Origin of the sequence: Maricaulis maris MCS10, assembly GCF_000014745.1 — a bacterium.
Classification (GTDB): domain Bacteria; phylum Pseudomonadota; class Alphaproteobacteria; order Caulobacterales; family Maricaulaceae; genus Maricaulis; species Maricaulis maris_A.
This window is the reverse complement of the sequence record NC_008347.1, coordinates 139,159-163,325: the sequence shown is the minus strand read 5'-3', so window position 1 is coordinate 163,325 and position 24,167 is coordinate 139,159. Positions and strand designations below refer to the sequence as shown.

The following is a 24,167-nucleotide window of genomic DNA, read 5'->3' as shown; positions in this document are numbered from 1 at the left end:
CGCCTTTCTATACACATCCTTTAGGCGCGTCAAGCACCACCACACTACATATTAGGCGACTGCTCCGATAGACGCCTGAGTGTTTGAAAAGCCTCCCAATCCTCCCTGAGGGCCCCATAGAGCGCCTGAGCCGTTTCGGGATGCCTGTGAGGGCCCAGGGCCTGAACGCGCCTCCAAAGGGCTATATGAGCTGGAATTTGAGCCCTGAGGGAGAGGTTGGCGCTTTCGAATTCAAAATGAGCATCCGCCAGGGCCCTGAAGCGTTGGTCTGCATTCCCTGCCCGACCTGAAAGGTCTGCTGCGATGGCGGGGCATTCTGTACGCGCCCGTCGCAATGCTGCTTTTCCCGGCCAGGTGTATTGGTCGAACGTCCAGCTCGGTAGACCTGCGATGATCTCCTCTTCGGGCATCGGATCCGGCACCACATCAAACCCTTTCCTCTGAGACGAGATTGATGCCTCCAGAACCGACACGAGCGGGAGGACATGGCCAGTAGTCCGCAGACCTGCACGAGCGATAATCTCCAGGACGGGGCTAGCCGCCAGCTCCGACACCAGGAACAGAGCGCGCTCGCGGTCAGCTTGAGGATGTCGCAGCACCAGGCCCGCACAAGAAATGCCGCTCAGCTGCCAGACCGCTTTTGCTTGCTGAACCAGCGACGCCTCTCCATCGGTCACCCATGAAGCGGCCGCGTCGACTGACAGAAGGTCGAATTCTTCCAGCGGCCCGGCTTCATGCAGGTCGTAGAGACCGAGGTGCAACAGGTTGTTGGCCACCTGGGTTTTCGTGGCTTCGCATAGTCGCCCGACGAGATATGCCACGACTGTCCAGGAGACCTTCGATGCGCCTCGCCGCGGAGCACAAGCTAGGACATCGAGCGCGAGCTGCCGGTCAAGAAGACCGACATCCTCGAACAGGGTGATACACAGCCGCCGCCAGAAACGGGCCGGTTGGGCATCAAAGAGGCGTTGTGCAGCCTGCAAGGCGAGGTCCTGACGCCCTCTTCGGATCGATTTCTGGAGAAGCGACGCGGCGATATGCAGGGTGGATCGAAGATAGGGCGTCTCGGGGAATTCCGCCGTCATTGCGTCGGCGACAACCTGCTGCCGGACCCCGGCGAGAAATTCGTTGATCATTGGAAACCTCCTTTGCGGGAGACCTCCGGGCATCCGGACCCACTACTATCGTGACTGGGTGAGCGGCAGGGTCAAATTTGAGTTCGGCGGAATTGCAATTAATTGCAATCTGCACTCAAAGCTCGAATACCGTTGTTTCGATCATCTCCTTCGGGTCGGCCGCGGCGAACTTCAGAAGCTGAGCGATGGCGGGTGCCTCGATTGCTTCTGGCCAATGCTTCCAGATGCTCTTGTCGACCAAATTCTTGAAAGTTCTGTCTGGGCTCTCCTCAGCATCCTCCAGAGCGGCGAGCTCCTGCTTCGTCAGCAACGCCTGAGCTGCCATAAAACCTCGATAACGGGCGCTATCAAGGAACTGCTGCCAACGCCCCATGGGAAGCGGAGGCTTTTTAAAAATCGTCCGGCTGAACACCCACCCCTTCGCGGGGAACTGGGTGTTCTTCAGCCCTTTGAATAACGCCGTCTTGTTCAAATTGAACTCAATCCGCGTATGAGCCAGAGGACCAAACTCCGGTTCAGCTCCGACCGCCTGTCGCTCTGCACGCTTATCGTACACCGTTACGTTCGAGCGGGACTTCGGATCGACGAAGACTGGCTGACTCTTCTTCGCCTTATAGAAATTGAGCGTCTGCACCCCTCCTTCCATCGACGTGCAAGCCCATACTTTCCATACCACGGGGCAATGGACAAAGAGGTCAGATATTTTGAGATTGAGCACGTCCACCGCGACGTCGCATCGCGTCGCCCGAGCCGAAGTTAGATGAGCCGCGAGTGGGATCGTATCACCCTCTAAATGCTTCCAAGCACGGAACAGTTTCTGGAGGTGCTCCTCGGTGAGCTGCGAAGGATTTAGCTCCAGGCGGGCTGAAGCCTGTTTCTTGTTTTTTGGATTGAGACCGAGCGTCGCCACTGAACTTCCGTCATGTTCAATTCGCAGGCCTATCCAGTATCCTTCAATCCTGCACGGTTTGATGTAAGGAAGATCGTCTGCCTCTCCGGCTGAAAGCGCGCTGGCGTAGACGTGGGGCCAATATTCTGTCGCCTGGAGGTTTTTGATGTGCTGGATCACCCCCAGCCCAGAGAAGGTAAGACGGAGTTTGTCGATAATGGGTTTGAGGACGACAACCTTATGGGTATCTGTGGCTGGGATAACCTTACAGACGCGCTTTTCCTCGATGCCTATCTCTGGGCTGTTAGAGGGAAAACTGTAGGCATCCGATATTTTCAATATTTTGGAGGTCAAGATCGGTTCTCTGGGCGGCTCACCACCCGAGATTAGCGACCAATCTCAAGACCGGAACATCTAAACAGATTTCACCGCACAGATCAATATTCTTATTTTTTTCCTGGTAAGAATTATGCTCTCTCTATCGCCTCTGTCGATTAACCGGATGCGGGCAGTTTTCCTCGAACAGATGCATGGCATCCGCGAAGCCCTCGAGTGAGACGAACCGGGGTGCGTTGTTCCCGATCTGGAAGACCAGTTCTTCGCCTTCCCGCATCTCTTCTACGACGCGCTCCGCAATGAATGGGTTCGCGATCAGATATCTGTCAGACGATGCTCGAACGGATGCGCCTGAGAAGGCGTCATCCTCGTCGATCCTGAATTGAATGCGAGGCGTCCGCGGGATAGGGATCTCACCATCGTCGAATACGAGGCCTACGGGCCCGCTATCGTGACAGATCAGGGCAATCTGTGCCGGAGATAGAGCATTGGCCTCAACATTCGAGACTGACCAGGATGCGTTGTCGGAAAACGCATTTGAGGTCTGATTGAATTCCCACCCGGACCATTCCTGAGCCTCCGCTGAGTTCGCTACAGCCGCTGCCATCGTGGCAGCTACGATCATCATCATTCGTTCCATTCTAGACTTATCCTGTTCTTGTATCGTGGAATAAAAGAACCATATTCTTACACGTCAAGTTGTCCAGAATTTTGTTACCTGTTCGCGCAACAGCCAGAAGATTAGTTCGGGTACATGACCGACCCGATTTCCAAGGACGAGCTTCAGGCGCTCTTCTGCTCACGCCTAAAACAGGCCCGCTCCAACCGCCGAATGACACAGAGCGCGCTGGCTGAGGCCAGTGATCTCACGGTGGACATGGTCAGCCGCATCGAACGGGGAACGAGCTTCCCATCCTTCAACGCGCTCGCCCGCCTGGTTGAAGCTCTTGAGATCGATCCGGCGTTTCTGTTCGGCGGCCCGGCACACTCATCGAGCGTTGAGATTAATCCGAAGCTCCGCGCCCTTCATCTCCGCTTAGAGGAGCTGGAGGACGACGACCTGGACCGCGTGACGGCCGCCATTGATCTTATCGTTCGTTGAGCTCGTCGGTCGTGAGCGCGTCCAATTGGCCGTACCCCCCAAGGTGCGCCCCATAGCGCGCCTATAGACGTCTCAAATCGAGACATGACAGGCCCGCTAAGCCTGGGGAGGTCAAATGTCCAAAACGCTGTCCCGACTATTTCAGCGCGTTGCCCTGCAACAGCGTCCGTGTCGCCTCAGCTAGCCCGAACTCGATCTTGGTCATTTCCTTCATCAGGGCCGCCAAACTCGCACCCTGACCATAACCACCGGTGATGCTCGTATCTTTGTGCCCGACGATCTCCCTGATGCGTTCATCCGGGACCTCGCTACTGCGAGCCGCATCAATGAACGCGTGCCGGAAGCTATGAAACACCAGCTCGCGCCCTTTCTTCACTCCAATGCGTGCCAGGTATCCATTGAGCTTCTTCGATGCCGCACTGGTCCGATGCCCAGCCGCACCGAGTTTGATCTCGCAGAACAGCCTCTCCTCGGCCTGTTTCGGCCGTGCGGCCAGCCAACCGGCCAAACCGTAGCTGAACAGGTTAGAATGGATTGGCACCTGCCGGACGGACGCCTCGGTCTTCAGGTCGAGGTCTCCCCTGATATCGATGTAAGGAATTTCTTCGTTTAACCGGATATCCGACTTGGCGAGTTGAAGTAGCTCTCCGGACCGCATGCCTGTGTGAAGACCGAGCAGGAGCATCCAGTAAATCCCGTCCTGCCGCTTCATCTTACCGGGCAGATGACGCTGGTTGGTGGATTTGAAACCCGCATAGAGCGGCGAGGTAAACACCTGATCCAGCTCATCTGTGGAGAAAGGACGGACGGCTTTCTTTCCTCCGCCTTTTGGCGTTGCCAGCTTTATGGTCGCCCCCGGCTCTGCCTCCAGATACCCCTCGGCAACAAGCCACCTCAACAAGGCCCGGACGTAGCCGAAATACTTCGCGGCGGTCTTCGGGTTGAGCCGGTCTTGTTCTGCTTTGGCCAGCATTTTTTCGGGCTGGCTTTCATTGAGCTTCGCCTTGGCCTTCACCGCCTGGAGGAAATCACGCAGCTCGCGTACATGCTCCGTCTTGATCTGCTTAATTGGACGGTTCGCCCCCAGAAGGGCCTGAACCATTTTGAAGGTCCGCTCCTTCTCTTCTCCGGTTTTGGGCTTCCAGGCATTTGGCCCGCTGGCATGCGCAGCGACATACTTTTCGATGGCCTCGCCCAACGACAGGCCACCCTGGATCACCTCAGCAACATTCAACACGGATGATGAAGCGGCCTTGGCTCCACCCCGGAATAGTTCGTCCTGCGTCTCGTACGGCTTAAGCAAGTCCTGCTGCCGGAAGAGCGTGTAGCGCGCATGCTCGACCTGGGCGCGAGCGATGCCCTGACAAATCGCTCTGAACGCTTCGGTTCCCTCGCTCGGAAAATCGTAGCCAGCCTCGCCTGCGACCGTCCTGGCCGTTGTAACCACAGGTGCAGAATAGACCTGGTTGCTGATCTCCCGCCCCAGGTCCAGCACCATCTCCTCGACAATCTGCTCCTGGGTGTGGTCGAGCCAGTCTTGATCCGCCGGATGCACGGGCTCCGGGGTTTGATAGCTATCCGCGAGTTTCTGGTAGAACGCCCGCGCGATCTCGCGGGCATCATCGACGCTCAACTTCTTCATAAGACGTAGCTTATCGCAGAGACGGTGAAAGGCGAGGCTCGCGTTGAGCGCCCTACTTTTCGCAACCGACGGCTCACGCGTTCGAACTGACCAGCGCAGCTCTCTTCGATCTAAGACCGACTGGAGATCGACCGGCACATAGAGCCGGACCTGGAAGCTCTTTCCGCGCACGACGAGGTGTTGCACCCGGCGGCCGCTCATCGGGCCGCCTCCGGCAGGAGGAATAGGAACAGGTAATAGGAACGTTTTAGCCTGGCGGCCAAACGCCAAAATCGTAACCGTTGGAGGGGTTTGCGGTTTTGGGAATAGTGGCGGTGAGGGTGGGATTCGAACCCACGAGACGGTTACCCGCCTACACGCGTTCCAGGCGTGCGCCTTCGACCACTCGGCCACCTCACCGCGAAGGCGCGGACTATACGCATCGGGCGGGCAGAGGCAAGGCGTCTTGCTCAGCATTTTAGCGCTCTGGTCGGAGTTTTTTCAGCGCTTCTCTCGGGCGAGGGCACCGGGATGATGGGCACCAAAAACAATCGGCCGGTTATGCGGACCGGAACGACCGCCGGAAGCGGGGCTTGGACATGACGGGATCGGCAGTCATTGCAGCCGCCGGCACTGGTTTTTCGGAGCGGGACACCTATCTTGAAGCCAGTTCTTAGGCTTCGGAGCCCGCCATGTCAGACCCGATCTGGAAATCACGCATCATCCCTGCCGAGCAGGCCCTGCCAGGCCGAGCGGACGCCCTGTCGCCGACGACAAGCCATGCCATCACCGGACGCGAGATCAAGGCTGACACACCGGAAGGCATGCAAGAAATCTTCCTGGGGCTTGGTTGTTTCTGGGGCGCGGAACGCCTGTTCTGGGAAACCGACGGTGTCTGGCACACGGCGGTCGGCTATGGCGGTGGCACGACGCCCAACCCCACCTATCAGGAAACCTGTTCCGGTGCGACCGGGCATGCCGAACTGGTCCGCGTGGTCTTCGATCCGGAGATGTTGTCGCTCGACCAGGTGCTGAAGATTTTCTGGGAGGGGCATGATCCGACCCAGGGCATGCGCCAGGGCAATGACCGAGGCACCCAGTACCGGTCGGCGATTTATGCCACCACGCCGGAACAGCTGGTGGCGGCCCATGACGCCGCTGCCCGCTACCAGGCCGAGCTTGACGGCGCCGGGCTGGGGACGATCACCACCGAGATCGTCAAGGCGGGTCCTTTCTATTACGCCGAGGACGAGCACCAGCAATATCTGGCCCGCAACCCGTCCGGTTATTGCGGAATTGGTGGCACCGGCGTGGTCTGCCCGATCGGCCGCCACGCGCCGACCTGATCCGACCAGGCTCAAAAGCGCTGACAGCCCGGAGCGGCGTGTCTAGACTCGAGCCAGACGGATCGGCTCGAATGATCAGGATGACGGCGTGACACGACTGATAGCCTTTGATGTGGATTCCACACTGCTGCGTGTTGAGTCGCTGGACACGGCGCTTGAGGCCGCCTTGGCCGGGCGTGAGGACAGGGGCGCAGCCAAAGCCCGGCTGCACGAGATCACCCGTGCCGGCATGTCCGGCAGCATGGCCCTGCGCGACAGTCTCGAGGCGCGCCTGCAGCTGGCGGCCCTCGATCGCGAACAGGTGAGGGTCGTAGGCGAACAATTACGACAGCGGCTGACGCCCGGCATGGCTCCCCTGATCCGCAAACTGCGCGATCGCGGTGATGTGTTGCACGCCATTTCAGGCGGATTTGCCGACCTGCTGGAGCCGGTCCTGACCGATCTCGGTTTTGGTCAAGGCGATATCCATGCCAACCGCTTTGTCTGGACCGGCGAGGCGGTCAGCGGCCTCGATACTGACTATCCCCTCTCGCGCAATGGCGGCAAGGCCGAGATCCTGAACAGCATTTCGGGACAGGCCCATGAGACCATCATGGTCGGCGACGGCATGACCGATTTCGAAGCCTTCGAAGCCGGCGCCGCCGACCGCTTCATCGGCTTTGGCGTCATCGCCAAGCGCGAGGTGGTAGTCGCCGCTTGTGAGTGGTCAGGCGCCAGCTATGTGCGCACGGTGGGCGGTCTGGCCAAGGCGCTGGGCGTCTGAGGCTCGGCAGGCGAGCCGGCCTGACATTCCCGTTTGGCCGATTTCCAAATCGGCAAGACAGGTCAGCCGACCAGGTTTCAGTGTGGCACCATGTTCCACGCTGAAACCGGAGTCGTTATGAGTTCTGCCCCCCGCCCCGACAATCCCGTCACCCTCGCCCGCCTGTCGGGCCTCGCCTATCTCGCCATCATCCTGTGCGGCATTTTTGCCCAGATCGCCGTCCGCGGAGAACTGATCGACTGGCAGGCTGCCAGCGCGACTGCCGACCGGATCCGCGAGCAGACGGGCCTGCTTCGCCTCGGCATTCTCGCCGATTTCACGGTCCTGTGTCTGGACGTCGTGCTGGCAGTGACTTTCTACCGCCTGCTGGCCCCGGTCGACCGGGGTGTGGCCCTGTTTGCCTTGGCCATCCGTCTGGTCATGAGCGGCGCCTTGGCCGTGGCCTTGCTCGCGCAGATCGCACCCCTGCTTCTACTGGGTGACTCACCCGTTGCCGTACAACTGGACCCCATAATGGCGGGTCAGGCCGCACTGACCTTACTGGCGCTCCACAATGAGGGCTATATCCTCGCCCTCATGCTGTTCGGCCTGCACTGCCTCTGTCTTGGCGTGCTGCTTTTCAGGGCACCCTTTTTCCCGGCCATTCTTGGCTTGGCGATGGGCGTGTCCGGGTTCAGCTACCTGGCACTCGGCATTGTCCATTTCGCCTTGCCGGCATTGGACGGGGTTGGCGGCCTGCTCTTGTTGTCGGCGGCATTGCCCGAATTCATTCTCGCTGGGTGGTTGCTGATTGTCGGCCTCAGTCGCCAGAAGTGGGAAGCAACCGGTTAGCGCACCAGCCGCGCCCGGATCGATCCGTCGAGCGCCCGGACGTGATCGATGAACCCGCTCGGGATGTCCCCTTCCAGATCGGCAGCGACATATCCCAATTCACCCCGGGTCTCGAGATGCTGGGCGGCGATGTTGGCGCCCGAGGCGCTGACCGCGTCGTTGAGGCGCGACAGGAAGCCGGGCGCGTTTGAGTGAAAGCTCAACAGACGCGTCCGGCCGGGCTTGACCTGGCCCGGCTCGATTTCGGGTACGTTGACCGCGCCCTTGGTGGCACCCAACGCCACATAGCGGGCCAGCTTGCCCGACACATCCTCACCAATCGCCTGCTGGGCCTCCAGCGTCGAACCGCCGATATGCGGGGTGAGGATAATGTTGGAGAACTTCTGCAGCGGCGAGACAAAAGCCTCGTCCTTGGACGCCGGCTCCTTGGGGAAAACGTCGACAGCCGCGCCGATCAGGTCGCCGCGCTCCAGGGCGCCGGCCAGAGCGTCGATATCGACCAGGTCACCGCGGGCCTGGTTGATCAGGATGGCGCCCTTTTTCATCTTCGCGATGGCGGCCGCATCCATGATGTTGCGGGTCTGCTCGGTCGAGGGCACGTGCAGGGTCACGACGTCGGAGATCTCGAGCAATTCATCCAGACTGGCGCAGGCACGGGCATTGCCATGCGCCAACTTCGGTTCGGTGTCGTAAAAATAGACATGCATGCCGAGCGCACTGGCCAGCACCGACAATTGCGAGCCGATATTGCCATAGCCGACAATGCCCAAATTCTTGGCCCGGACCTCGTGCGAATTGGTCGCTGACTTCTGCCACTCGCCGCGCCGGGCCGCGCTTGAGCGCATCGGGATGCCGCGCATCAGCATGATGATCGAGGCCAGGGTCAGCTCGGCAACCGAGCGGGTATTGCCGAACGGGCCGTTGAAGACCGGGATACCCCGGGCTGCCGCCACGTCGAGATCGACCTGGTTGGTACCGATGCAGAAACAGCCCAGTGCCAGAAGGCTGGGCGCGGCATCGAAGGCGGCCTTGTTCATCTTGGTGCGCGAGCGGATCCCGGCCAAGCGGGCCGGTCCGAGCGCCGCGTGGAGATCAGCGATCTCAAGCGCCGCAGCGTGGCGCTCGATCGAAAAACCGGCCGCGTCGAACACCACATCCGCCACCGGATGGATATTCTCGAACAGGACCACTGGACCGGCTTGGACGGGATCAGGCATTGCGGCATTACCTCGGCGCGTGGACGCGGCCAGAATCGCCGCATTTCATGGCGCACCGCAACACGATGCAGCTGCGCTTGTCTACCGCATGATATCGCTAACGAGACCCCGCCCCGACAATCGTAGAAGCAATATTATTCGACATTCAGCGCCCGAACAGCGGCAAGCGTCTGATCAACATGCTCATAGGGGCTCATTTCCGACCAGGAAAAGGCAATGGTCGAATTTTGATCGATCACATAGGAGGTGCGATTGGTCCAGCCCGGACGCATCATCATGCGGGCATCATAGTCACGGGCCATCCCCTCCTCGATTGCGAAGACCGGGAATGCCGACGCGCAATGCTGGGTCGAGAACTCGGCCAGACGGTCGGTATTGCCGCCGGTCACACCGATCACGGTCGCGCCTTCGGCGGTGAACTGGTCAATCGCCTCGGCAAAGGCCGCCGCCTGGGCTTCACAGCCCGAGGTGAAGGCCGCCGGGAAGAAGAACAGCACCACCGGACCTGTCGCCAGGGCCTCGGCCAGATGGAAGGAGACCGCTTCACCGGCCTGGAAGCCGGACACGGTGAAATCAGCCGCGGCATCGCCGGGGTCAAGCTCGGCAAGGGCTGGAGCCGCAAGGGCCATGGTGGCGGCTAGGCTGGCAGCAAGAATATGGCGCATCAGGAAACTCCCCGGTTGATGCCGTCTGTCTGGCAACAAAGATGGGGCGTCTGCCTCACTTGGCAAGCCCCGATCAATTATCATCCATCTTCAGGGCGGCGATGAAGGCTTCCTGCGGGATTTCGACCTTGCCGAACTGGCGCATCTTCTTTTTGCCGGCCTTTTGCTTGTCCAGCAGCTTGCGCTTGCGGCTGGCGTCGCCGCCATAACATTTGGCGGTCACGTCCTTGCGCAGGGCGGACAGGGTTTCGCGGGCGACGATGCGGCCACCCAGGGCGGCCTGGATCGGGATCTTGAACATGTGCCGCGGGATCAGCTCTTTCAGCTTCTCGCACATGGCCCGGCCCCGCAGCTCGGCCCGCGCCCGGTGTACGACCATGGACAGCGCGTCGACCGGCTCGTCATTGACCAGGATGGACATGCGGACCAGATCGCCGACGCGGTCCTCGATCCACTGATAGTCGAATGAGGCATAGCCCTTGGAGATCGATTTCAGGCGGTCATAGAAGTCGAACACGACTTCATTGAGCGGCAGCTCATAGACGACCAGGGCGCGATTGCCGGCATAAGTCAGTTCGACCTGGTTGCCGCGCCGGTCCTGGCACAGCTTCAGCACGCCACCGAGATACTCGTCCGGCACCAGGATGGTCGCCTTGATCCAGGGTTCGGCGATGGTGTCGATCTTGACCGGATCCGGCATGTCGGCCGGGTTGTGCAGGTCGATCTCGCTGCCATCATTCATGTGCAGGCGATAGACCACCGACGGAGCCGTGGTGATCAGCTCGATATTGTATTCGCGCTCGAGACGCTCGCGGATGACTTCCAGGTGCAGCAGGCCGAGGAAGCCGCAGCGGAAACCGAAGCCGAGCGCCGCCGAGGTCTCCATCTCGTAGGAGAAGGAGGCATCATTGAGGGCCAGCCGCTCGATCGCCTCGCGCAGATCCTCGAACTCGGCACTGTCGACCGGGAAAAGACCACAAAAGACCACCGGCTGGGCCGGCTTGTAGCCCGTGAGCGCCTTGTCGGCGGGACGCCGGTCATCGGTGACGGTGTCGCCGACGCGGGCATCGCGGACCTGTTTGATCGAGGCGTTGAGATAGCCCAGCTCGCCCGGACCGAGGCTGTCGATGGCCTCTTTCTTGGGCCGGAACACGCCGACACCGTCGACCGGATAGGTCGCACCCGTGCCCATCAGGCGCACTTTCATGCCCTTCTTCAGCGTGCCTTCGATGACCCGCACCAGGCAGATGACGCCGAGATAGGGGTCATACCAGCTGTCGACCAGCATCGCCTTCAGGGGCCCGTTCGGGTCGCCGGCAGCGGGCGGCGGCAGGCGGGTGACGACGGCTTCCAGCACATCCTCGATACCCAGGCCGGTCTTGGCCGAGATCATCACGGCATCAGAGGCGTCCAGCCCGATCACATCCTCGATCTGCTCCTTGACCCGCTCCGGCTCGGCGGCCGGCAGGTCGATCTTGTTGAGCACCGGTACGATCTCGTGATTGACCTCGATCGCCTGATAGACATTGGCCAGGGTCTGGGCCTCGACGCCCTGCGAGGCATCGACGACCAGCAAAGAGCCTTCACAGGCGGCCAGCGAGCGGTTGACCTCATAGGCGAAGTCAACGTGTCCGGGCGTGTCGATCAGGTTGAGAACATAGGTCTTGCCGTCCTTGGCCGTGTAGTCGAGACGCACGGTCTGGGCCTTGATCGTGATGCCGCGCTCACGCTCGAGTTCCATATTGTCGAGCACTTGCTCTTTCATCTCGCGCTGGGTCAGTCCGCCGGTCACCTGGATCAGGCGGTCGGCCAGCGTGGATTTGCCGTGGTCGATATGCGCCACGATGGAGAAATTGCGGATGAGGGACGGATCTATGGTCATGGAGCGGGCAGGTAGCATCGACAACGGGTTTGGCCAAGCGGGATAGGCTGTTTGAGCGAAATGGGGACAGGTAGAATTAGCGCCGCTATTCGCGCTAATTCTACCTGTCCGACGTTCAGCGGCCCTCCCGCCCGCCTGGCGACGCGGAGCGCGTCAGACCGCAATGCCCGAAGGGCGGGCGGGAAGGCGGGCCAAGAGGTCTCCTTTCTTGATGTTTGAAGTGATCGACAGGTTTGCCCGCGCCACGGTGTTTCCACCTGGCGGTTTGGGCAGTAGAGGGGTGCGAGGTGCCTTGCCGGTGCCTAGCTATGGAAGTGTTCGTGGGTGGCGCCGGGGGCACCTCGCACACGGAGATTTACTCAGGTCCCTTACGGGTCCCGTCTCGAAACCGACAGGATCAAACGGTCGAGCTTTGTGCCGCCGTCCTGCCGATGGCCACGCCGGGTCAGGTGGTGGTCAACTCCACCCAACCGGACGAGCTCCGTCCTCCCCACGCCCCCGGATAACCAATCCGGGCCTCAAGATGGCCTGGGAACGGGAAGGATTATGCGATGGCGCAAAAGGGGGGAGGATTAGTTTTCCGGATTTTTTCGCTGAGCTCACTTTCCCTCTCCCCTGGGAGAGGGCCAGGGTGAGGGGTAAATCCCGGTGAGCGCATGAGAAATCCCCCCTCATCCGGCCTCCGGCCACCTTCTCCCAAGGGAGAAGGAAAGGGGCGCATGGCGGGGATAAAGGCGCAAAATTTTGTCATCCCGGATCTTCGCCCTGATCAAGTCAGGGCTGCGCCCGGGATGACAAAAAAGCATGAGACCCAGACGCCACCCTCACCCCTTCGCCTGGTCCGGGCGAGACACTGTCACCGCCTTCGGCTTGCCCAACCAATAGGCCGGCAGACCGGCCAGGATCAGCACACCGCCCCAGGCCAACACCTCGAGGCCGGAGCCCAGGACGGCGAAGGCAGCATAGGCGCCGGCAGCCAGGGCAATGATCGCCCAGCCACGGGCCGAGCGCCAGGAATGCTTGAGCTCGGCCAGTGCGCTGACCAGCAGTGGCAGGAGCAGGCAGACAGTGCTCATCATCAGCAGGAAAGTAAAAGCGCCAACGAGACCGCGGGAATAGTTCGCCACCAGCAGGATCGAGCCCAGCCCCAGCGAGAGGAGCAGGGATAGTTGCGGTGCACCTCCCTTGTTGCGGCGACCAAGGGCAGCCGGTGCCAGCCTGTCGAGCGCCACCGCCATCGGCAGTTGGCCTGACAGAAGGATCGTCCCGTTCAGGGCTCCGGCAGTGGAGACCATAGCCCCCGCCGCGATCAGTCCGGGACCCCAGGGCCCCAGAATGCGAGCGGCGTCGGAGAATGGGGAGGTGGAATTGGCAAGGTCGGCCGCTGGTACGACCAGCATCACGGACGCGGTTGCGGCGATATAGACTACGGCGACCGTGACCGTTCCGATGATGGTGGCACGCGGCACGTTTGTGGCGGCGTCACGTACATCGCCTGCCGGGACGGTCGAGGATTCCAGGCCGGCAAAGGCCCACATTGTCAGGAGCGCGGTTATCGCCAGAACGGACAGGAAATTGCCACCCGACGGATTGACCGCGGGCAGGTTGGCGACATCACCGGCCACAAACCCGATGCCGATGACAATGAAGATCGGGATCAACTTCAGGATGGTCATGACCAGTTGCACGAAGCTCGCATCGCGAATGCCGTGCAGGGACACAAGGCCAAGCCCCCAGATCAGGGCCAGACCGCACCCCATCTGCAAGATGGGCGATGTTTCCAGAGCCGGGACAAACACTGTCAGATAGCCGACAAAGGCAATCGCGATGGCCGGCATGCCGATCCAGTATGACGCCCAATACCCCCATGCGACCAGAAAGCCCGTAAGATCGCCAAAGGCGTCATGGGCAAAGGCGATGGGCCCGCCGGTCCGGGTGGTTCGATGTGACAGCCGACCGAGAACCAGCGCCAACAGAATCGAACCGCCGGCGGTCACCAGCCAGCCGGAAAACCCGATCAGGCCATAGGGCGCGAGCACGGACGGCAGGAGAAAAATCCCCGATCCGATCATGATGCCGACGACGAGAGACCAACAGCCCCAGAAACCGATTGCATTGTGGGCCGGTTTCCCGGCCAGCGTCTTTGTCTCTTCCTTGGTGGTGTCGCTCATCTGTCCCCCCGGACCGGAGCCTGTCAGCCGGAATTGGCGTAGGCATCCCGTAAAAGATTGTGCCAGTGCCAGACGCCGGCCTCCTGGTCGGGCGAGAGCCGACCGGGCCGGTAGGCGCCTGAGGCGAGGCCTTTCTGGACGTGTTCACAGATCATGCGGTCCTCGTCCTGGACACTGTCGGAGAAGGCGTCATCGGCCTCGGCCCGACCGGCTTCACCGTCGGCATAGTAGAAATCAAATTCGACCCGGCAGGCGTCCGGCCCATTGGCCACCACACGATTGGTCTGCATGCGGCCCGGCAGGATATTGAGCATGGTGTTGGGATAAATGAAAAAATAGAGCGCCTCACCGGCCGCATAGGCTTCGGTCTCGGCGTCGACCGGCGAGCGTTGCAGGGACCAGTAACGCCCCAGCTCGGTCGTGTAATCGGGATAGGAAACGACCTGGGTCAGGTCGGGATGGACGAAGGGCAGGTGATAGCCTTCGAGATAATTATCGACATAGACTTTCCAGTTGCAGGCCACGTCATAAATGCGGGAATGGTGATGGTGCAGCCCGGCCAGTTCGGCGGTGTCCGCGATCGCATCCATGCCGGCCATGATCTCTGCAAAGCCTGGCCCCGGTCTGGTGCGGGCGAAGACCAGCCCGCCCCACACCTCGACCTCGATCCGCGCCAGCGCGATATCGTGATGGTCGAACCCCTCGGCGGCCTGCATTTCCGGCGCGGTGCGCAATTGCCCGTCCAGATCATAGGCCCAGCCGTGATAGGCACAGCGCAATCGCTTGGCGCCCTTGCCATCGCAAAGGGCTAGCGGCCCGGCCCGGTGGCGGCAGATATTCAGGAAACCGTTGAGCTGCCCGGCCGCATTGCGCACCAGCAGGATCGGCACGCCGCCGATCTCGCGCACGATGTGATCACCGGGCCCGGCCAGGGCCGAAACCGGCGCCACGACCTGCCAGCCGCGGGCGAGGATCTCACGCTGATCGAGCGCCAAGGCCTCAGGCCCGACATAACGGACCGGATCGAGCGCCCGGGCGGCCGCGAGCGGGCGTTTCGGGTCGGCTTGATCGCCGGTGATGGGAGCCGATGCGTCATCCATGAACGGACGCTAGCCGCATCCGCCCATCGTGCCAACAAACTCCGCCGACCACGAGCCCGCCCGATCAGGCGTAGCTGATCACCTCGAACTCGATCCCGTCCGGATCGTCGAAGTAGAAACGCCGGCCCGGCTCGTAGTCGGCATGGGAGTGGGTGTGAATGCCGCTGGCGGTGATCCGCGCTTCGGCGGCGTCAAGATCATCAACCAGGACACCGATATGGTTGAGGCGCCCGGTCGGTGTCTCAGTCGGCTTGGCGTAGGCATAAACGGCGACATAGCTGTCCTCGTTGCCGACATGATAGGTGGTGCCGCCATTCTTTGCCGGACCGTGCCAGCGCACCTGCCAGCCGAACCATTCGGTCAGGCGCCCGGCGGTGGCCCTGGGATCGCTGACCGTCACATTGACGTGTTCAAGCTTCGCATTTGTCATGGGAATCTCCTGTACTGCGACCGGCTTGGCCGCGTGGACAGGCTGTGAGATAATTGCTTAACCTTGGTTGAGGTCAAGCTTTGGAAACGAAAAAACTCACATCACCATCCGCCGCCGATCCCCTGTCAATCGGACAGCTGGCTGAACGCACCGGCGTTTCGGTCTCTGCGATCCGTTTTTACGAGAACAAGGGCCTGGTCCAGCCGAGCCGGAATGCCGGCGGACAGCGCCGTTTCAAACGCGCCGATGTGCGGCGCATCTCCTTCATCCTGATCGCCCAGCAACTGGGGCTGACGATCCGTGAGATCGGTGAAGCCCTCACCGCCCTGCCCGACCGGCGCACGCCGACCCAGGCCGACTGGGCCCGGATCAGCACCGGCCTCAAGGGCCGGCTCGACCAGCAGATCGAAGCACTGACACGAATGCGCGGGCGGCTGGACAGCTGTATCGGTTGCGGTTGCCTGTCGCTGAAGGCCTGCCAGCTCTACAATCCGCGCGACCGCCTCGCCGGCCTCGGCGCCGGCCCGCATTTCGGGGTGACAGACCCGCCGGACTGATCCGCCCGCATCGCAGCCCAAAAAAGGCCGGCAAGAAAAAAGGCCGGCAGTTTGCCCCGCCGGCCTCGTTCCAATCAGGCTTTGAAAGCCCCTATTCGGTGACCGGGAAACCGCGATCACGCATCAGGGCCGACACCTCGGCGTCGCGGCCACGGAAAAGGCGGTAGGCCTCGGCCGGGTCCATCGAGTTGCGCGGGGCGAAGAGATACTCGACCAGACGGGCCGAAACCTCCGGATCGTAGAAACCACCCGGCGCGTCCTGGAAGGCCTCGGCGGCGTCGGCGGTCAGCACATCGGCCCACATGTAGCCGTAATAGCCGGCCGAATAGCCCTCACCCGAGAAGATATGCCCGAAATGCGGCGAGCGGTGACGCATGACGATCTCGCTCGGCATGCCCAGACGCTCCAGCGTTTCACGCTCGAACGTGTCCGGATCGCTCATCTCGGCCGGATCGGTCGTGTGATAGACCATGTCCATCAGCGCCGAGGCGAGATATTCGCCGGTCGAGAAACCCTGGTTGAAATTGGCGGCCGCCCGGATGCGGTCGATCAGGGCTTGCGGCATCGGCTCGCCGGTCTCGACATGGGTCAGGAAATTGTTGACCACCGGGTCGGTCAGGACCCAGCGCTCGAGCAGCTGTGACTGGAATTCGGTATAGTCGCGCACGCCGCCATTGAGCGTCGGATAATCGACATTGGACGACAGCGTGTGCAGGGCGTGACCGAATTCGTGGAAGAAGGTCGTCGCATCATCAAACGAGACGAGGACCGGCTCGCCCGGAGCCCCTTCGACGAAGTTCGAGTTGTTGGTGGCCAGGACATTGGTCTCGCCATCAATCGTGGTGTGCGAACGGAAGGAATTCGCCCAGGCGCCCGAACGCTTGCCCTGGCGGGCGAAGGGATCAAGATACCACAGGCCGACATTGGCGCCGGTCTCGCGATTGGTGACCTCCCAGACCCGCACCGTCGGATGCCAGACCGAGACCTCGCCCTCGGGCAGTTCGCGGAAGGCAAAGCCGAACAGCTCGCCAGCGACGTAGAACATGCCTTCGCGCAGGTTATCGAGCTGCAGGTATTGCTTCACCTCTTCACTGTCGAGGTCATAGCGGGCCGAACGGACCTGCTCGGCGTAGTAGCGGTAGTCCCAGGGCTGGATGGTGATGTCGTCGCCATTGGCATCGGCCAGGGCCTGCATGTCGGCGACCTCTTCCTCGATGCGGGCGACGGCAGCGGTCCATACGCCTTCCATCAGGGCCTGGGCGCGCTCCGGCGTCCCGGCCATGCGGTTTTCCAGACGCCAGGAAGCGTAATTGTCATAGCCAAGCAGACCGACGCGCTCGTGGCGCAGCTGCAGGATCTCGCTGATGACGGCATTGTTGTCGTACTCGCCGCCATTATCGCCGCGCGAATAATAATTGTTCCAGACCTGCTCGCGCAGATCGCGCTCGTCGGAGAAGGTCAGGAAGGGGTCCATCGAGGAGCGGGTATTGATGATGGCGTACTCGCCCTCATGATCCCGTGTCGCGGCAGCCGCCGCCGAGGCCGCAACGAAGTCCGCCGGCAGGCCGGCCAGCTGGTCTTCGCTGAGATAGGTGACGTAATTTTCCTCGTCATTGAGGACGTTGTTGCCGAAGGTGCGGTGCAGCTCGGCGAGCCGGGCATTGATCGCGGCATAGCGCTCGGCTGCTTCGCCTTCCAGCATCGCGCCATTGCGGGCAAAGCCATCATAGGTCAGCTGCACGACGCGCTGTTGGGCCGGCGTCAACGTCGCCATTTCCTCGCCTTCATAGACCGCACGAACGCGGCCGAAGAGCTCTTCATTCTGGGTTATCTGCGACGAGAAGGCCGACAGCTCGCCGGACATTTCGCGCTGGATGTCGCGGAACTCCGGCGACGACATGTTGGACGACCAGATGCCCCAATGGCTGAAGACACGCCCCAGCGGTGCACCGGCGCGTTCCAGCTCGAGAATGGTGTTCGCGAACGTGGCCGGCTCGGGATTGGCGGTGATCGCGTCGATCTCGGCCAGGTTCAGCCTCATGCCCTCACGCAGCGCGGCGCTCAGATCATCGAGGCTGGCCGCGTCGAAGTCCGGCGTTCCGCCATAGGGGCCGGTCCACTCGGCGAGCAGCGGATTGTCGAATGTGGCCGGCGCAGTGTCAGCCGCGTTGGCTGCGGTGTCGGTGGTGTCGGTCATCGCGCTGGTTTCATCCGTCTCGGCGGCGTCTTGGGCAGGCGTGCAGGCGGCGGCAAAAAGCGCGGCCGTGCTCGCAGTGATCATCATAAGTTTGCGCATCTGGAATGCTCCCCGGAAAATCCTGCGCGCACACTAGCCGTCCACGGCCTGTCGCAAAAATGAAGTTTTCACCATCTGCACAGCCGTTGTCCCGGACTGCGCGATGTTTGCGCCCTGATTTCGGTGCCCCGCCAGACGGTCCTTGTCCCGATCAGCCGGACGGCTCGGTCCCGGCACGGCCCGCATCCAGTCCATGATCATCCCAGGCCGTGACCAGGGCCTCCGCCACATCCGGTCGGCCGGCCTCGATGGCCGGCAGGATATGCGCCTCCGCCGCGGCGATGCGATTGCGGACCTGCTGGCGGGCTGACGGGTCGCGGGCCAGCGCGTCGTGGCGCTTTGAGCCCTGCTCCCAGAGCGTGTCCGAGAACAGGCTGGACCCACCGTCGAAGGCCACCGGGCGAAAGAGGGAGACACAGGGTGTCTTGGTGCCGGTCATGGCGACGGCCGGGGCCTCGCCGGGCGCCAGCCGTACCAGCATGGAATTGGTCGTTTGGCTGGGTCGCATGAGGCCGCCATGATGGAGGCACAGATCGCGGTTGGAGCCCTTGGTGAAGCCGTCGCCCCGGTCATGCGAGCGCATGATTTTCGCCAGGCTGGCAAAGTCCGGCCTGTCGAGGCGTTCCAGCGCCGCCAGGGCACAGGCCCGGCGCTCGCGGGCCCGTCCTAATGTCGGGCGCAGCCAGGTCTCGTCACTCGCGCCAAAGCCCTCGATCGGCGCTCCCTCCGAAGCCATGGTCACCGGGCCTTCAAGGGTATAGGCGTTGGAGATCGCCGCGTGGCGTTTCACGCGCTCCAGCCGCCAGTCGCGGCCGCAGGTCTCCAGCACCAGCACCTCGGCAGCGTCGGCAATCAGGAAGCTGTTGTCATAACGAAACCCCTTATTGCGCCAGCCGGCCGGTCCGCCCTGCCCATGGGTTTCCAGCAGATGGATGATGATCGCCGCCGATTCATGTGCCGAGCTGCCCCGCTCCAGTCCCAGGCGGACAAGGTCCATGCCCAGCAGGGCCTTGCCCCGTTTCATCACCTTGCGCGAGAACACGGCTTCATTGCCGATCACCACGCCGGACGCATTGACGCCCATCTCGGCGCCCCACATCCAGGACGGGCGCGACAGGATGGTAGCCTGACGATCCGGGATCTGGTCGATCTCGATATGGGTGCAGGCGAGCTTTTCAGTGGTGTCGTCGGCGACCGCGGCATGCCGCTCGACCCGCTGGACCTCGCCCGGCTCACGGTCGGAATTCTTGGCGAACCAGACGGCGCCGCCGCCACGGACGACCAGGGTGTCACACATCAACCATTCTCCAACGCCGCCCGCACTTCACTGACGGCCCGTTCGGCCGCCTCCAGCGCGCCCTCGAAATATCCGTAATACTGGCTCGCCGTCTCGGTACCGGCCATGTGGACAGGCCCCAGCGGTGTGCGCAAATGCGCGCCATGTCCGGTCCAGACGCCCGGCCCCATCAGGGCCGCATAACAGCCGCGCGACCAGACCTCCGACGTCCAGTCCTGATCAACATAGTCGATGGGATGGAGGGCCTGTTCGCCGTAACAGCCGGCAAAAGCCTCAAGCACGGCGGCCCGCCGCTCCTGCGGATCGCGTGTGGCCCACAGGCGGGCCTGATCACCCTCGATGAAACCCAGCAACTGCCCCGCCGACTTGCCGGCCTCGGTATTGTCGAAGGTGACCCGGACATCCAGTTGCGGGGCAACCGCCTGACCGGCCAGCCCGCTGTCTCGCCAGAAAGGCGTGTCATACTGCGCGACACATTTGATGCAGGCGCCCGGCGGCATGCGCAGCCACAGGCCGGACTTGGCTGCGGGCAATACCGGATCCCAGTCAATCCGCATCGCCTGGTTGGGCGGCAGAGCGAGAATGGCCCGCCGGGCGGCCAGCGAACCGGTCGCAGTGTCGAGCTCGACACCCTCATCAGTCCAGCGGATCGTCCGGACGGCCGAGGACAGGCGCACCCGCTCACCCAGCCCGTCGGCGATACCGCGCGCCAGACCGGCCATATCGCCATGTACCCGGTCCTGCTGAGCCCCGCCGGTGGTCGAGACCAGATTGTCCAGCGAGGTTCCGGCGCGGGCATAGAAGAGGCCGTGCAAGAGCGAGATTTCATGCGGTTCGGCGGCAAAAACCGCACCGATTCCAACCGCAAACAGATCGAAAGCGTCGCGGCTCCAGGCCTTCCTGCGCATCCATTCGGCAACCGTCATCGAGTCCCAGAGCGCCGCCTTGGGATGCAGCCAGGGCGAGACCGGGTCGATTTGCGCCGCGAGAGCATCAAAGCCGCTCATCATCAGATGGACATTGGCGAGGACATGAGGGGCGAGTTTCGGAATGGTGCCCGTATAGCGCGACAACCGACCCCTATTGAGCATCAGCCGGTCGCCATCATCATGCAGCGGGTAGACTGACCGTCCCTCGGCCTCAATCAGTGTGTAGAGACGGTCCTGACCCGGACCGACCCACTGACCACCGACATCGACGGTGTCGCCATTGGCGAAGGTGTGAGCCATCGCCCGCCCGCCGACCCGGTCACGCGCTTCCAGCACGCAGACATCAAACTCATCCGCCAGCAATTGCGCAGCACGCAGGCCTGACAGGCCGGCGCCAATCACCACCACATCATGTTTCGTCTGCGTCATGGCGTGTCCGCCCTTCCCCGCGATCGCGCAATCATGGCACGGTCGCGGGGCGACGTTAACGAAGCCATAACCCTTTCGCCGCTCTGTCGCCCCAATCACCTGCGAAAAGCGGCAGGTCCCGTTTGCCAATGGAGCTTTCCATGCGTGCCCTCATGACTGTCATCGCTGCGCTTGCCTTCGGCGTACCCGCGCCGGTCTTCGCACAGGCGCAGGAAACCACTGATTATGGCCAACCGAGCGAGTATTCCGAGCCGGTCGAATCCTATTCCCAGGACGAGATTGTCGATGCCGTTTCCGACTTTTTCGGTGTCACCGCTGAAGCAGCGGCGAGCGCCATGGAGCGCGTGTTTTCAGACCTGGGCCGGCCGGTCGGCTATATCGCCGGCGAGGAAATCGCCGGCGCGGCCGGCATCGGCCTGCGCTATGGCGAAGGCTATCTGACGCTGCGCGGGCTTGGCGAGCGCCAGAAAGTATACTGGCGCGGCCCGTCGATTGGATTCGATGCCGGCGGCAATGCCAGCCGGGTGTTCGTGCTGGTCTATAATCTCGATGATGTGGACCGCCTCTACCAGCGCTTTCCGGGCGTCGAGGGCACGGCCTATTTCGTCGCCGGGCTTGGCGTCAACTATCAGCGTGCCGACGACGTCACCCTGGCCCCCATTCGTTCGGGGGTTGGTCTGCGCGCCGGGGCGAATGTCGGCTATCTGGCCTATTCCCGCCGCCGAGCCTGGCTGCCTTTCTGATGCAGCTGCGCGCCTTCGAGGCTGACGACGAGGCGGGTGTCGATGCCCTGTTGAAGGCCGCCTTTCCCGGCCCGGGAGAGGCGCGTCTGGTGACAGCCCTGCGCGCTGCGGACGCCGATACGCTGGAACTGGTCGCGGTAGATCACGGAAGCGTCGTCGGCAGCATCATGTTCTCGCCGGTCACAGCCAGACCGGGTTCGGGCGATGACGATCTGTTCGGCGTCGGACTGGGTCCGGTTGCCGTTGTGCCGGAACACCAGGCACGCGGCATTGGTGTCGCATTGATCGAAGCCGGGCTGACCTATCTCACCACGCTGGGCGTGCCCTGGTGCGTCCTGCTTGGTGACCCGGACTACTACAAGCGCTTCGACTTTGTGCCGGCAGCGACCTGGAACTGGTCCTGGGCCGGCGATCCGGACGGGCAGTTCGCTGCCGCCTTCCAGGCCCGCGCGCTGAACGGCGCGCCACCGGAATCCGGTGTTGCCACCGTGCACTACCACCCTGCCTTTCTCGGCGTGTGAGTCCTGACGGGACAGCCGCACCCCATCATCCCCCTTTTCGCTCTGGCTGTGACAGTGCCATACTTCCCACTGTAATTGTGGCAGCGCCCGGCGTTGCAGAGTGAGGGGGTATTCATGAGTGGCATCATCCTGTTGGTCAGCATCGGGGTCCTGTTCGTCCTCGCCCTTGCCCGCCAGATACCGCTGCAGATACTCGGTCGACTGCTCGGACCGATCACCCGACCTCTTGGCAAGCTCTTCGGCATGAAGGCCATCACCCGGGCCGGTCCCGGCACCGTCCGTCCCGCCCATATGGGACCGAGCGCCTGGGCGGCCCTGTCACGGGCGGCCCGCCACAAGACCGAAACCGAATCCGTGATGGGAGACGGTTTCGACCATGAGCGCTCGCACATGAGCCGCAGCGGCCTGTTGTTTCACTGGCTGGCGGTGAAGGTCGGCTATATCCGCATCCCGGGCGAGCTGACGCCGGATGTCGCCGAGGACTATTTCAAACAGGGCACCGAGTTCCTCAATGGCCGAGTCAAAATCTCCGCCAATCCGCAAAACCTCTATGAGGACGAGGAAGGGGCGCTGATCGCCAGCTATTTCCCGATCGATCACGGCGCGCTTTACCTGCTCAACCAGATGCGCACCACGATCAATTCGAATGTGCGCAAGCTGACCGTGGTATTCTCGACCATCATCGCCTTCGTGCTGGTCATCAACCTGCTCTACAATGACGGCTCGATCATCGATCTGCACGGCATGCTGGGCCTGACCGCGCCGCTTGCGCTCGGCCCCTTCGCCATGAGCGGCGCCGACATAAACCAGGCCTTTTTCGGCGCCCTCTCCACGTTGGGCGGGGCCTTCCTCATGTGGCTGATCTATTTCGTCGAATACGTGCCCTACCAGCGAAATAATTTCCGCGAACTGTCGAATTTCGTGACCCGTTACCTGGCCCGGCTCAACGATCATTTCCGGACCGCTGCCGGTCAGGCAAAGTCTGTCACCGTGGGTCAGGAAACAGATGCCAGCAAGGTCTCCCACGAGGCGCGGCAATGGCACACCAATGTGCTTTGGATCGCCATGCGGATTTTCTTCCTGGAGAGCTTCGTCCGCAACATCATGTTCCAGATGCTACGCAATTCCGGCTATTACCTCGTCTTCGTGCCGGTGCTGTTCCTGGCCGTCCTGGCCGGGCTGAACATCACCCTCGTCGAGCTGACCGGCTTTGACGCCGGGGCCCGACTGGCTGATCTGGGCATCATCTTCGTGTTGTTGTTCATCAGCATGTTGATCATCTATGGCGGCTTTCTGCGCCGCTCGATGATGAGCATTGACGAGATCAATCAGGATGAATGGATCGGCTTCGACAGCCTGCTGCTGGAAAACGTGCTTGGCGAGATTGTCGGCAAATACGCCGAGGATGTCGGCTACTGGAAGAACCGGATGGGTCGCGGCTAGGCCGATCCACGCGGATTGTGGTCGCCATCGCACAGACCGTGGTCCGACAGGGTCTGGATCACGCGGCAATCATCGACCACCCCGTGCGAGCACTGCGCCACCATGCGCTTGAGTTCGGTCCGCACGGCGCGCAATCCGGCCAGTCGACGCTCGACATCGGCCAGTTGCTGCCGCGCGATGCTGTCGGCCGCGTCGCATGAGGTGTCAGGCTGGCGGGTCATGTCCTGCAGCGCGCGCAGATCATCCAGACCAAAGCCGAGATCACGGCCGTGACGGATAAAGCGCAATTGCTCGAGATGGCTGGCATCATAACGTCGCTGGCCGCCGGCAGAGCGGCCGGGAGCGTCCAGCATGCCGATGGATTCGTAATAGCGGATGGTCGGGACCTTGACCCCGGTCTGGCGGGACAGCTGGCCAATGGAAATATCTGACATCACCCCTTGAACCTCCAGTCGCTAGAGGG

General features: G+C 62.1%; 22 protein-coding genes and 1 tRNA gene. 8 read left to right on the top strand and 15 right to left on the bottom strand.

Annotated features, from left to right (window positions below):
• Positions 1–44 precede the first annotated feature (44 nt).
• The 3 genes from MMAR10_RS00840 to MMAR10_RS00830 form a co-directional block, all read right to left on the bottom strand.
• Positions 45–1,136, bottom strand: a complete 1,092-nt coding sequence (locus MMAR10_RS00840) for a hypothetical protein (protein WP_041636665.1) — start codon at positions 1,134–1,136, stop codon at positions 45–47.
• Positions 1,137–1,251: 115 nt separating this feature from the next.
• A complete protein-coding gene (locus tag MMAR10_RS00835; RefSeq protein WP_011642100.1) occupies positions 1,252–2,379 on the bottom strand; it encodes a hypothetical protein in 1,128 nt (375 codons plus the stop codon).
• 124 nt (positions 2,380–2,503) lie between these two features.
• Positions 2,504–3,001 (bottom strand): hypothetical protein, encoded by a 498-nt coding sequence (locus tag MMAR10_RS00830; protein ID WP_011642099.1) that lies wholly within the window; start codon positions 2,999–3,001, stop codon positions 2,504–2,506.
• A 114-nt stretch (positions 3,002–3,115) separates the two neighbouring features.
• Here MMAR10_RS00830 and MMAR10_RS15895 point away from each other — a divergent pair, with 114 nt between their 5' ends.
• The gene (locus MMAR10_RS15895; RefSeq protein WP_011642098.1) at positions 3,116–3,463 is read left to right on the top strand and encodes a helix-turn-helix domain-containing protein; all 348 of its coding nucleotides are present in this window, start codon (positions 3,116–3,118) and stop codon (positions 3,461–3,463) included.
• 136 nt (positions 3,464–3,599) lie between these two features.
• Here the strand turns inward: MMAR10_RS15895 and MMAR10_RS00820 are convergent, their stop codons facing one another.
• The gene (locus tag MMAR10_RS00820) at positions 3,600–5,306 is read right to left on the bottom strand and encodes a site-specific integrase (RefSeq protein ID WP_011642097.1); all 1,707 of its coding nucleotides are present in this window, start codon (positions 5,304–5,306) and stop codon (positions 3,600–3,602) included.
• 108 nt (positions 5,307–5,414) lie between these two features.
• A tRNA-Ser gene (locus MMAR10_RS00815) sits at positions 5,415–5,504 on the bottom strand.
• Positions 5,505–5,776: 272 nt separating this feature from the next.
• On the opposite strand from MMAR10_RS00815, the gene msrA reads away from it, so the two are divergent.
• The 3 genes from msrA (at position 5,777) to MMAR10_RS00800 (ending at position 8,024) form a co-directional block, all read left to right on the top strand.
• Positions 5,777–6,430, top strand: a complete 654-nt coding sequence (gene msrA, locus MMAR10_RS00810; RefSeq protein ID WP_011642096.1) for a peptide-methionine (S)-S-oxide reductase MsrA — start codon at positions 5,777–5,779, stop codon at positions 6,428–6,430.
• 88 nt (positions 6,431–6,518) lie between these two features.
• Positions 6,519–7,193 carry an HAD-IB family phosphatase gene (locus tag MMAR10_RS00805; RefSeq protein WP_011642095.1) on the top strand — a complete coding sequence of 225 codons (675 nt, stop codon included), beginning with the start codon at positions 6,519–6,521 and terminating at the stop codon, positions 7,191–7,193.
• Between the two features lie 117 nt (positions 7,194–7,310).
• Positions 7,311–8,024: a DUF4386 domain-containing protein gene (locus MMAR10_RS00800; protein ID WP_011642094.1), complete on the top strand. Its 714-nt coding sequence runs from the start codon at positions 7,311–7,313 to the stop codon at positions 8,022–8,024.
• Here the strand turns inward: MMAR10_RS00800 and serA are convergent.
• From serA to MMAR10_RS00770, 6 genes are all read right to left on the bottom strand, one after another.
• Complete coding sequence (gene serA / locus MMAR10_RS00795) at positions 8,021–9,241, bottom strand: phosphoglycerate dehydrogenase (protein ID WP_011642093.1); 1,221 nt, start codon at positions 9,239–9,241, stop codon at positions 8,021–8,023. The genes MMAR10_RS00800 and serA overlap by 4 nt on opposite strands.
• Positions 9,242–9,375: 134 nt before the next feature.
• Entirely contained in the window at positions 9,376–9,906 is a 531-nt protein-coding gene (locus tag MMAR10_RS00790; RefSeq protein WP_011642092.1) for a peroxiredoxin, read from the bottom strand.
• A gap of 73 nt (positions 9,907–9,979) precedes the next feature.
• Complete coding sequence (gene lepA / locus MMAR10_RS00785) at positions 9,980–11,788, bottom strand: translation elongation factor 4 (RefSeq protein ID WP_041636663.1); 1,809 nt, start codon at positions 11,786–11,788, stop codon at positions 9,980–9,982.
• Positions 11,789–12,612: 824 nt separating this feature from the next.
• Complete coding sequence (locus tag MMAR10_RS00780) at positions 12,613–13,959, bottom strand: APC family permease (protein WP_011642090.1); 1,347 nt, start codon at positions 13,957–13,959, stop codon at positions 12,613–12,615.
• Between the two features lie 23 nt (positions 13,960–13,982).
• Positions 13,983–15,059, bottom strand: coding sequence for an aromatic ring-hydroxylating oxygenase subunit alpha (locus tag MMAR10_RS00775; RefSeq protein ID WP_011642089.1), 1,077 nt, complete (start codon positions 15,057–15,059; stop codon positions 13,983–13,985).
• A gap of 64 nt (positions 15,060–15,123) precedes the next feature.
• On the bottom strand, positions 15,124–15,489 hold the full coding sequence (locus MMAR10_RS00770; RefSeq protein WP_011642088.1) for a VOC family protein: 366 nt from the start codon (positions 15,487–15,489) through the stop codon (positions 15,124–15,126).
• An 80-nt stretch (positions 15,490–15,569) separates the two neighbouring features.
• Between MMAR10_RS00770 and soxR the strand changes: the two genes are divergently transcribed.
• Positions 15,570–16,046, top strand: coding sequence for a redox-sensitive transcriptional activator SoxR (gene soxR, locus MMAR10_RS00765; protein ID WP_011642087.1), 477 nt, complete (start codon positions 15,570–15,572; stop codon positions 16,044–16,046).
• 91 nt (positions 16,047–16,137) lie between these two features.
• Here soxR and MMAR10_RS00760 read toward each other — a convergent pair whose 3' ends face one another.
• The 3 genes from MMAR10_RS00760 to MMAR10_RS00750 all read right to left on the bottom strand — a co-directional run bounded on the left by MMAR10_RS00760 (position 16,138) and on the right by MMAR10_RS00750 (position 20,997).
• Positions 16,138–18,342 carry a M3 family metallopeptidase gene (locus MMAR10_RS00760; protein ID WP_011642086.1) on the bottom strand — a complete coding sequence of 735 codons (2,205 nt, stop codon included), beginning with the start codon at positions 18,340–18,342 and terminating at the stop codon, positions 16,138–16,140.
• A 151-nt stretch (positions 18,343–18,493) separates the two neighbouring features.
• Complete coding sequence (locus MMAR10_RS00755) at positions 18,494–19,639, bottom strand: peptidase U34, dipeptidase (RefSeq protein WP_011642085.1); 1,146 nt, start codon at positions 19,637–19,639, stop codon at positions 18,494–18,496.
• Complete coding sequence (locus tag MMAR10_RS00750; RefSeq protein WP_011642084.1) at positions 19,639–20,997, bottom strand: flavin monoamine oxidase family protein; 1,359 nt, start codon at positions 20,995–20,997, stop codon at positions 19,639–19,641. Before MMAR10_RS00750 ends, MMAR10_RS00755 begins: the two co-directional genes overlap by 1 nt.
• 140 nt (positions 20,998–21,137) lie before the next feature.
• Between MMAR10_RS00750 and MMAR10_RS00745 the strand changes: the two genes are divergently transcribed.
• From MMAR10_RS00745 to MMAR10_RS00735, 3 genes are all read left to right on the top strand, one after another.
• A complete protein-coding gene (locus MMAR10_RS00745; RefSeq protein ID WP_011642083.1) occupies positions 21,138–21,740 on the top strand; it encodes a DUF1134 domain-containing protein in 603 nt (200 codons plus the stop codon).
• On the top strand, positions 21,740–22,261 hold the full coding sequence (locus MMAR10_RS00740) for a GNAT family N-acetyltransferase (RefSeq protein WP_011642082.1): 522 nt from the start codon (positions 21,740–21,742) through the stop codon (positions 22,259–22,261). Before MMAR10_RS00745 ends, MMAR10_RS00740 begins: the two co-directional genes overlap by 1 nt.
• Before the next feature lie 114 nt (positions 22,262–22,375).
• On the top strand, positions 22,376–23,704 hold the full coding sequence (locus MMAR10_RS00735; RefSeq protein ID WP_011642081.1) for a hypothetical protein: 1,329 nt from the start codon (positions 22,376–22,378) through the stop codon (positions 23,702–23,704).
• On the opposite strand, the gene MMAR10_RS00730 is transcribed toward MMAR10_RS00735, so the two are convergent.
• Entirely contained in the window at positions 23,701–24,138 is a 438-nt protein-coding gene (locus MMAR10_RS00730) for a MerR family transcriptional regulator (protein ID WP_011642080.1), read from the bottom strand. The genes MMAR10_RS00735 and MMAR10_RS00730 overlap by 4 nt on opposite strands.
• Positions 24,139–24,167: the final 29 nt, after the last annotated feature.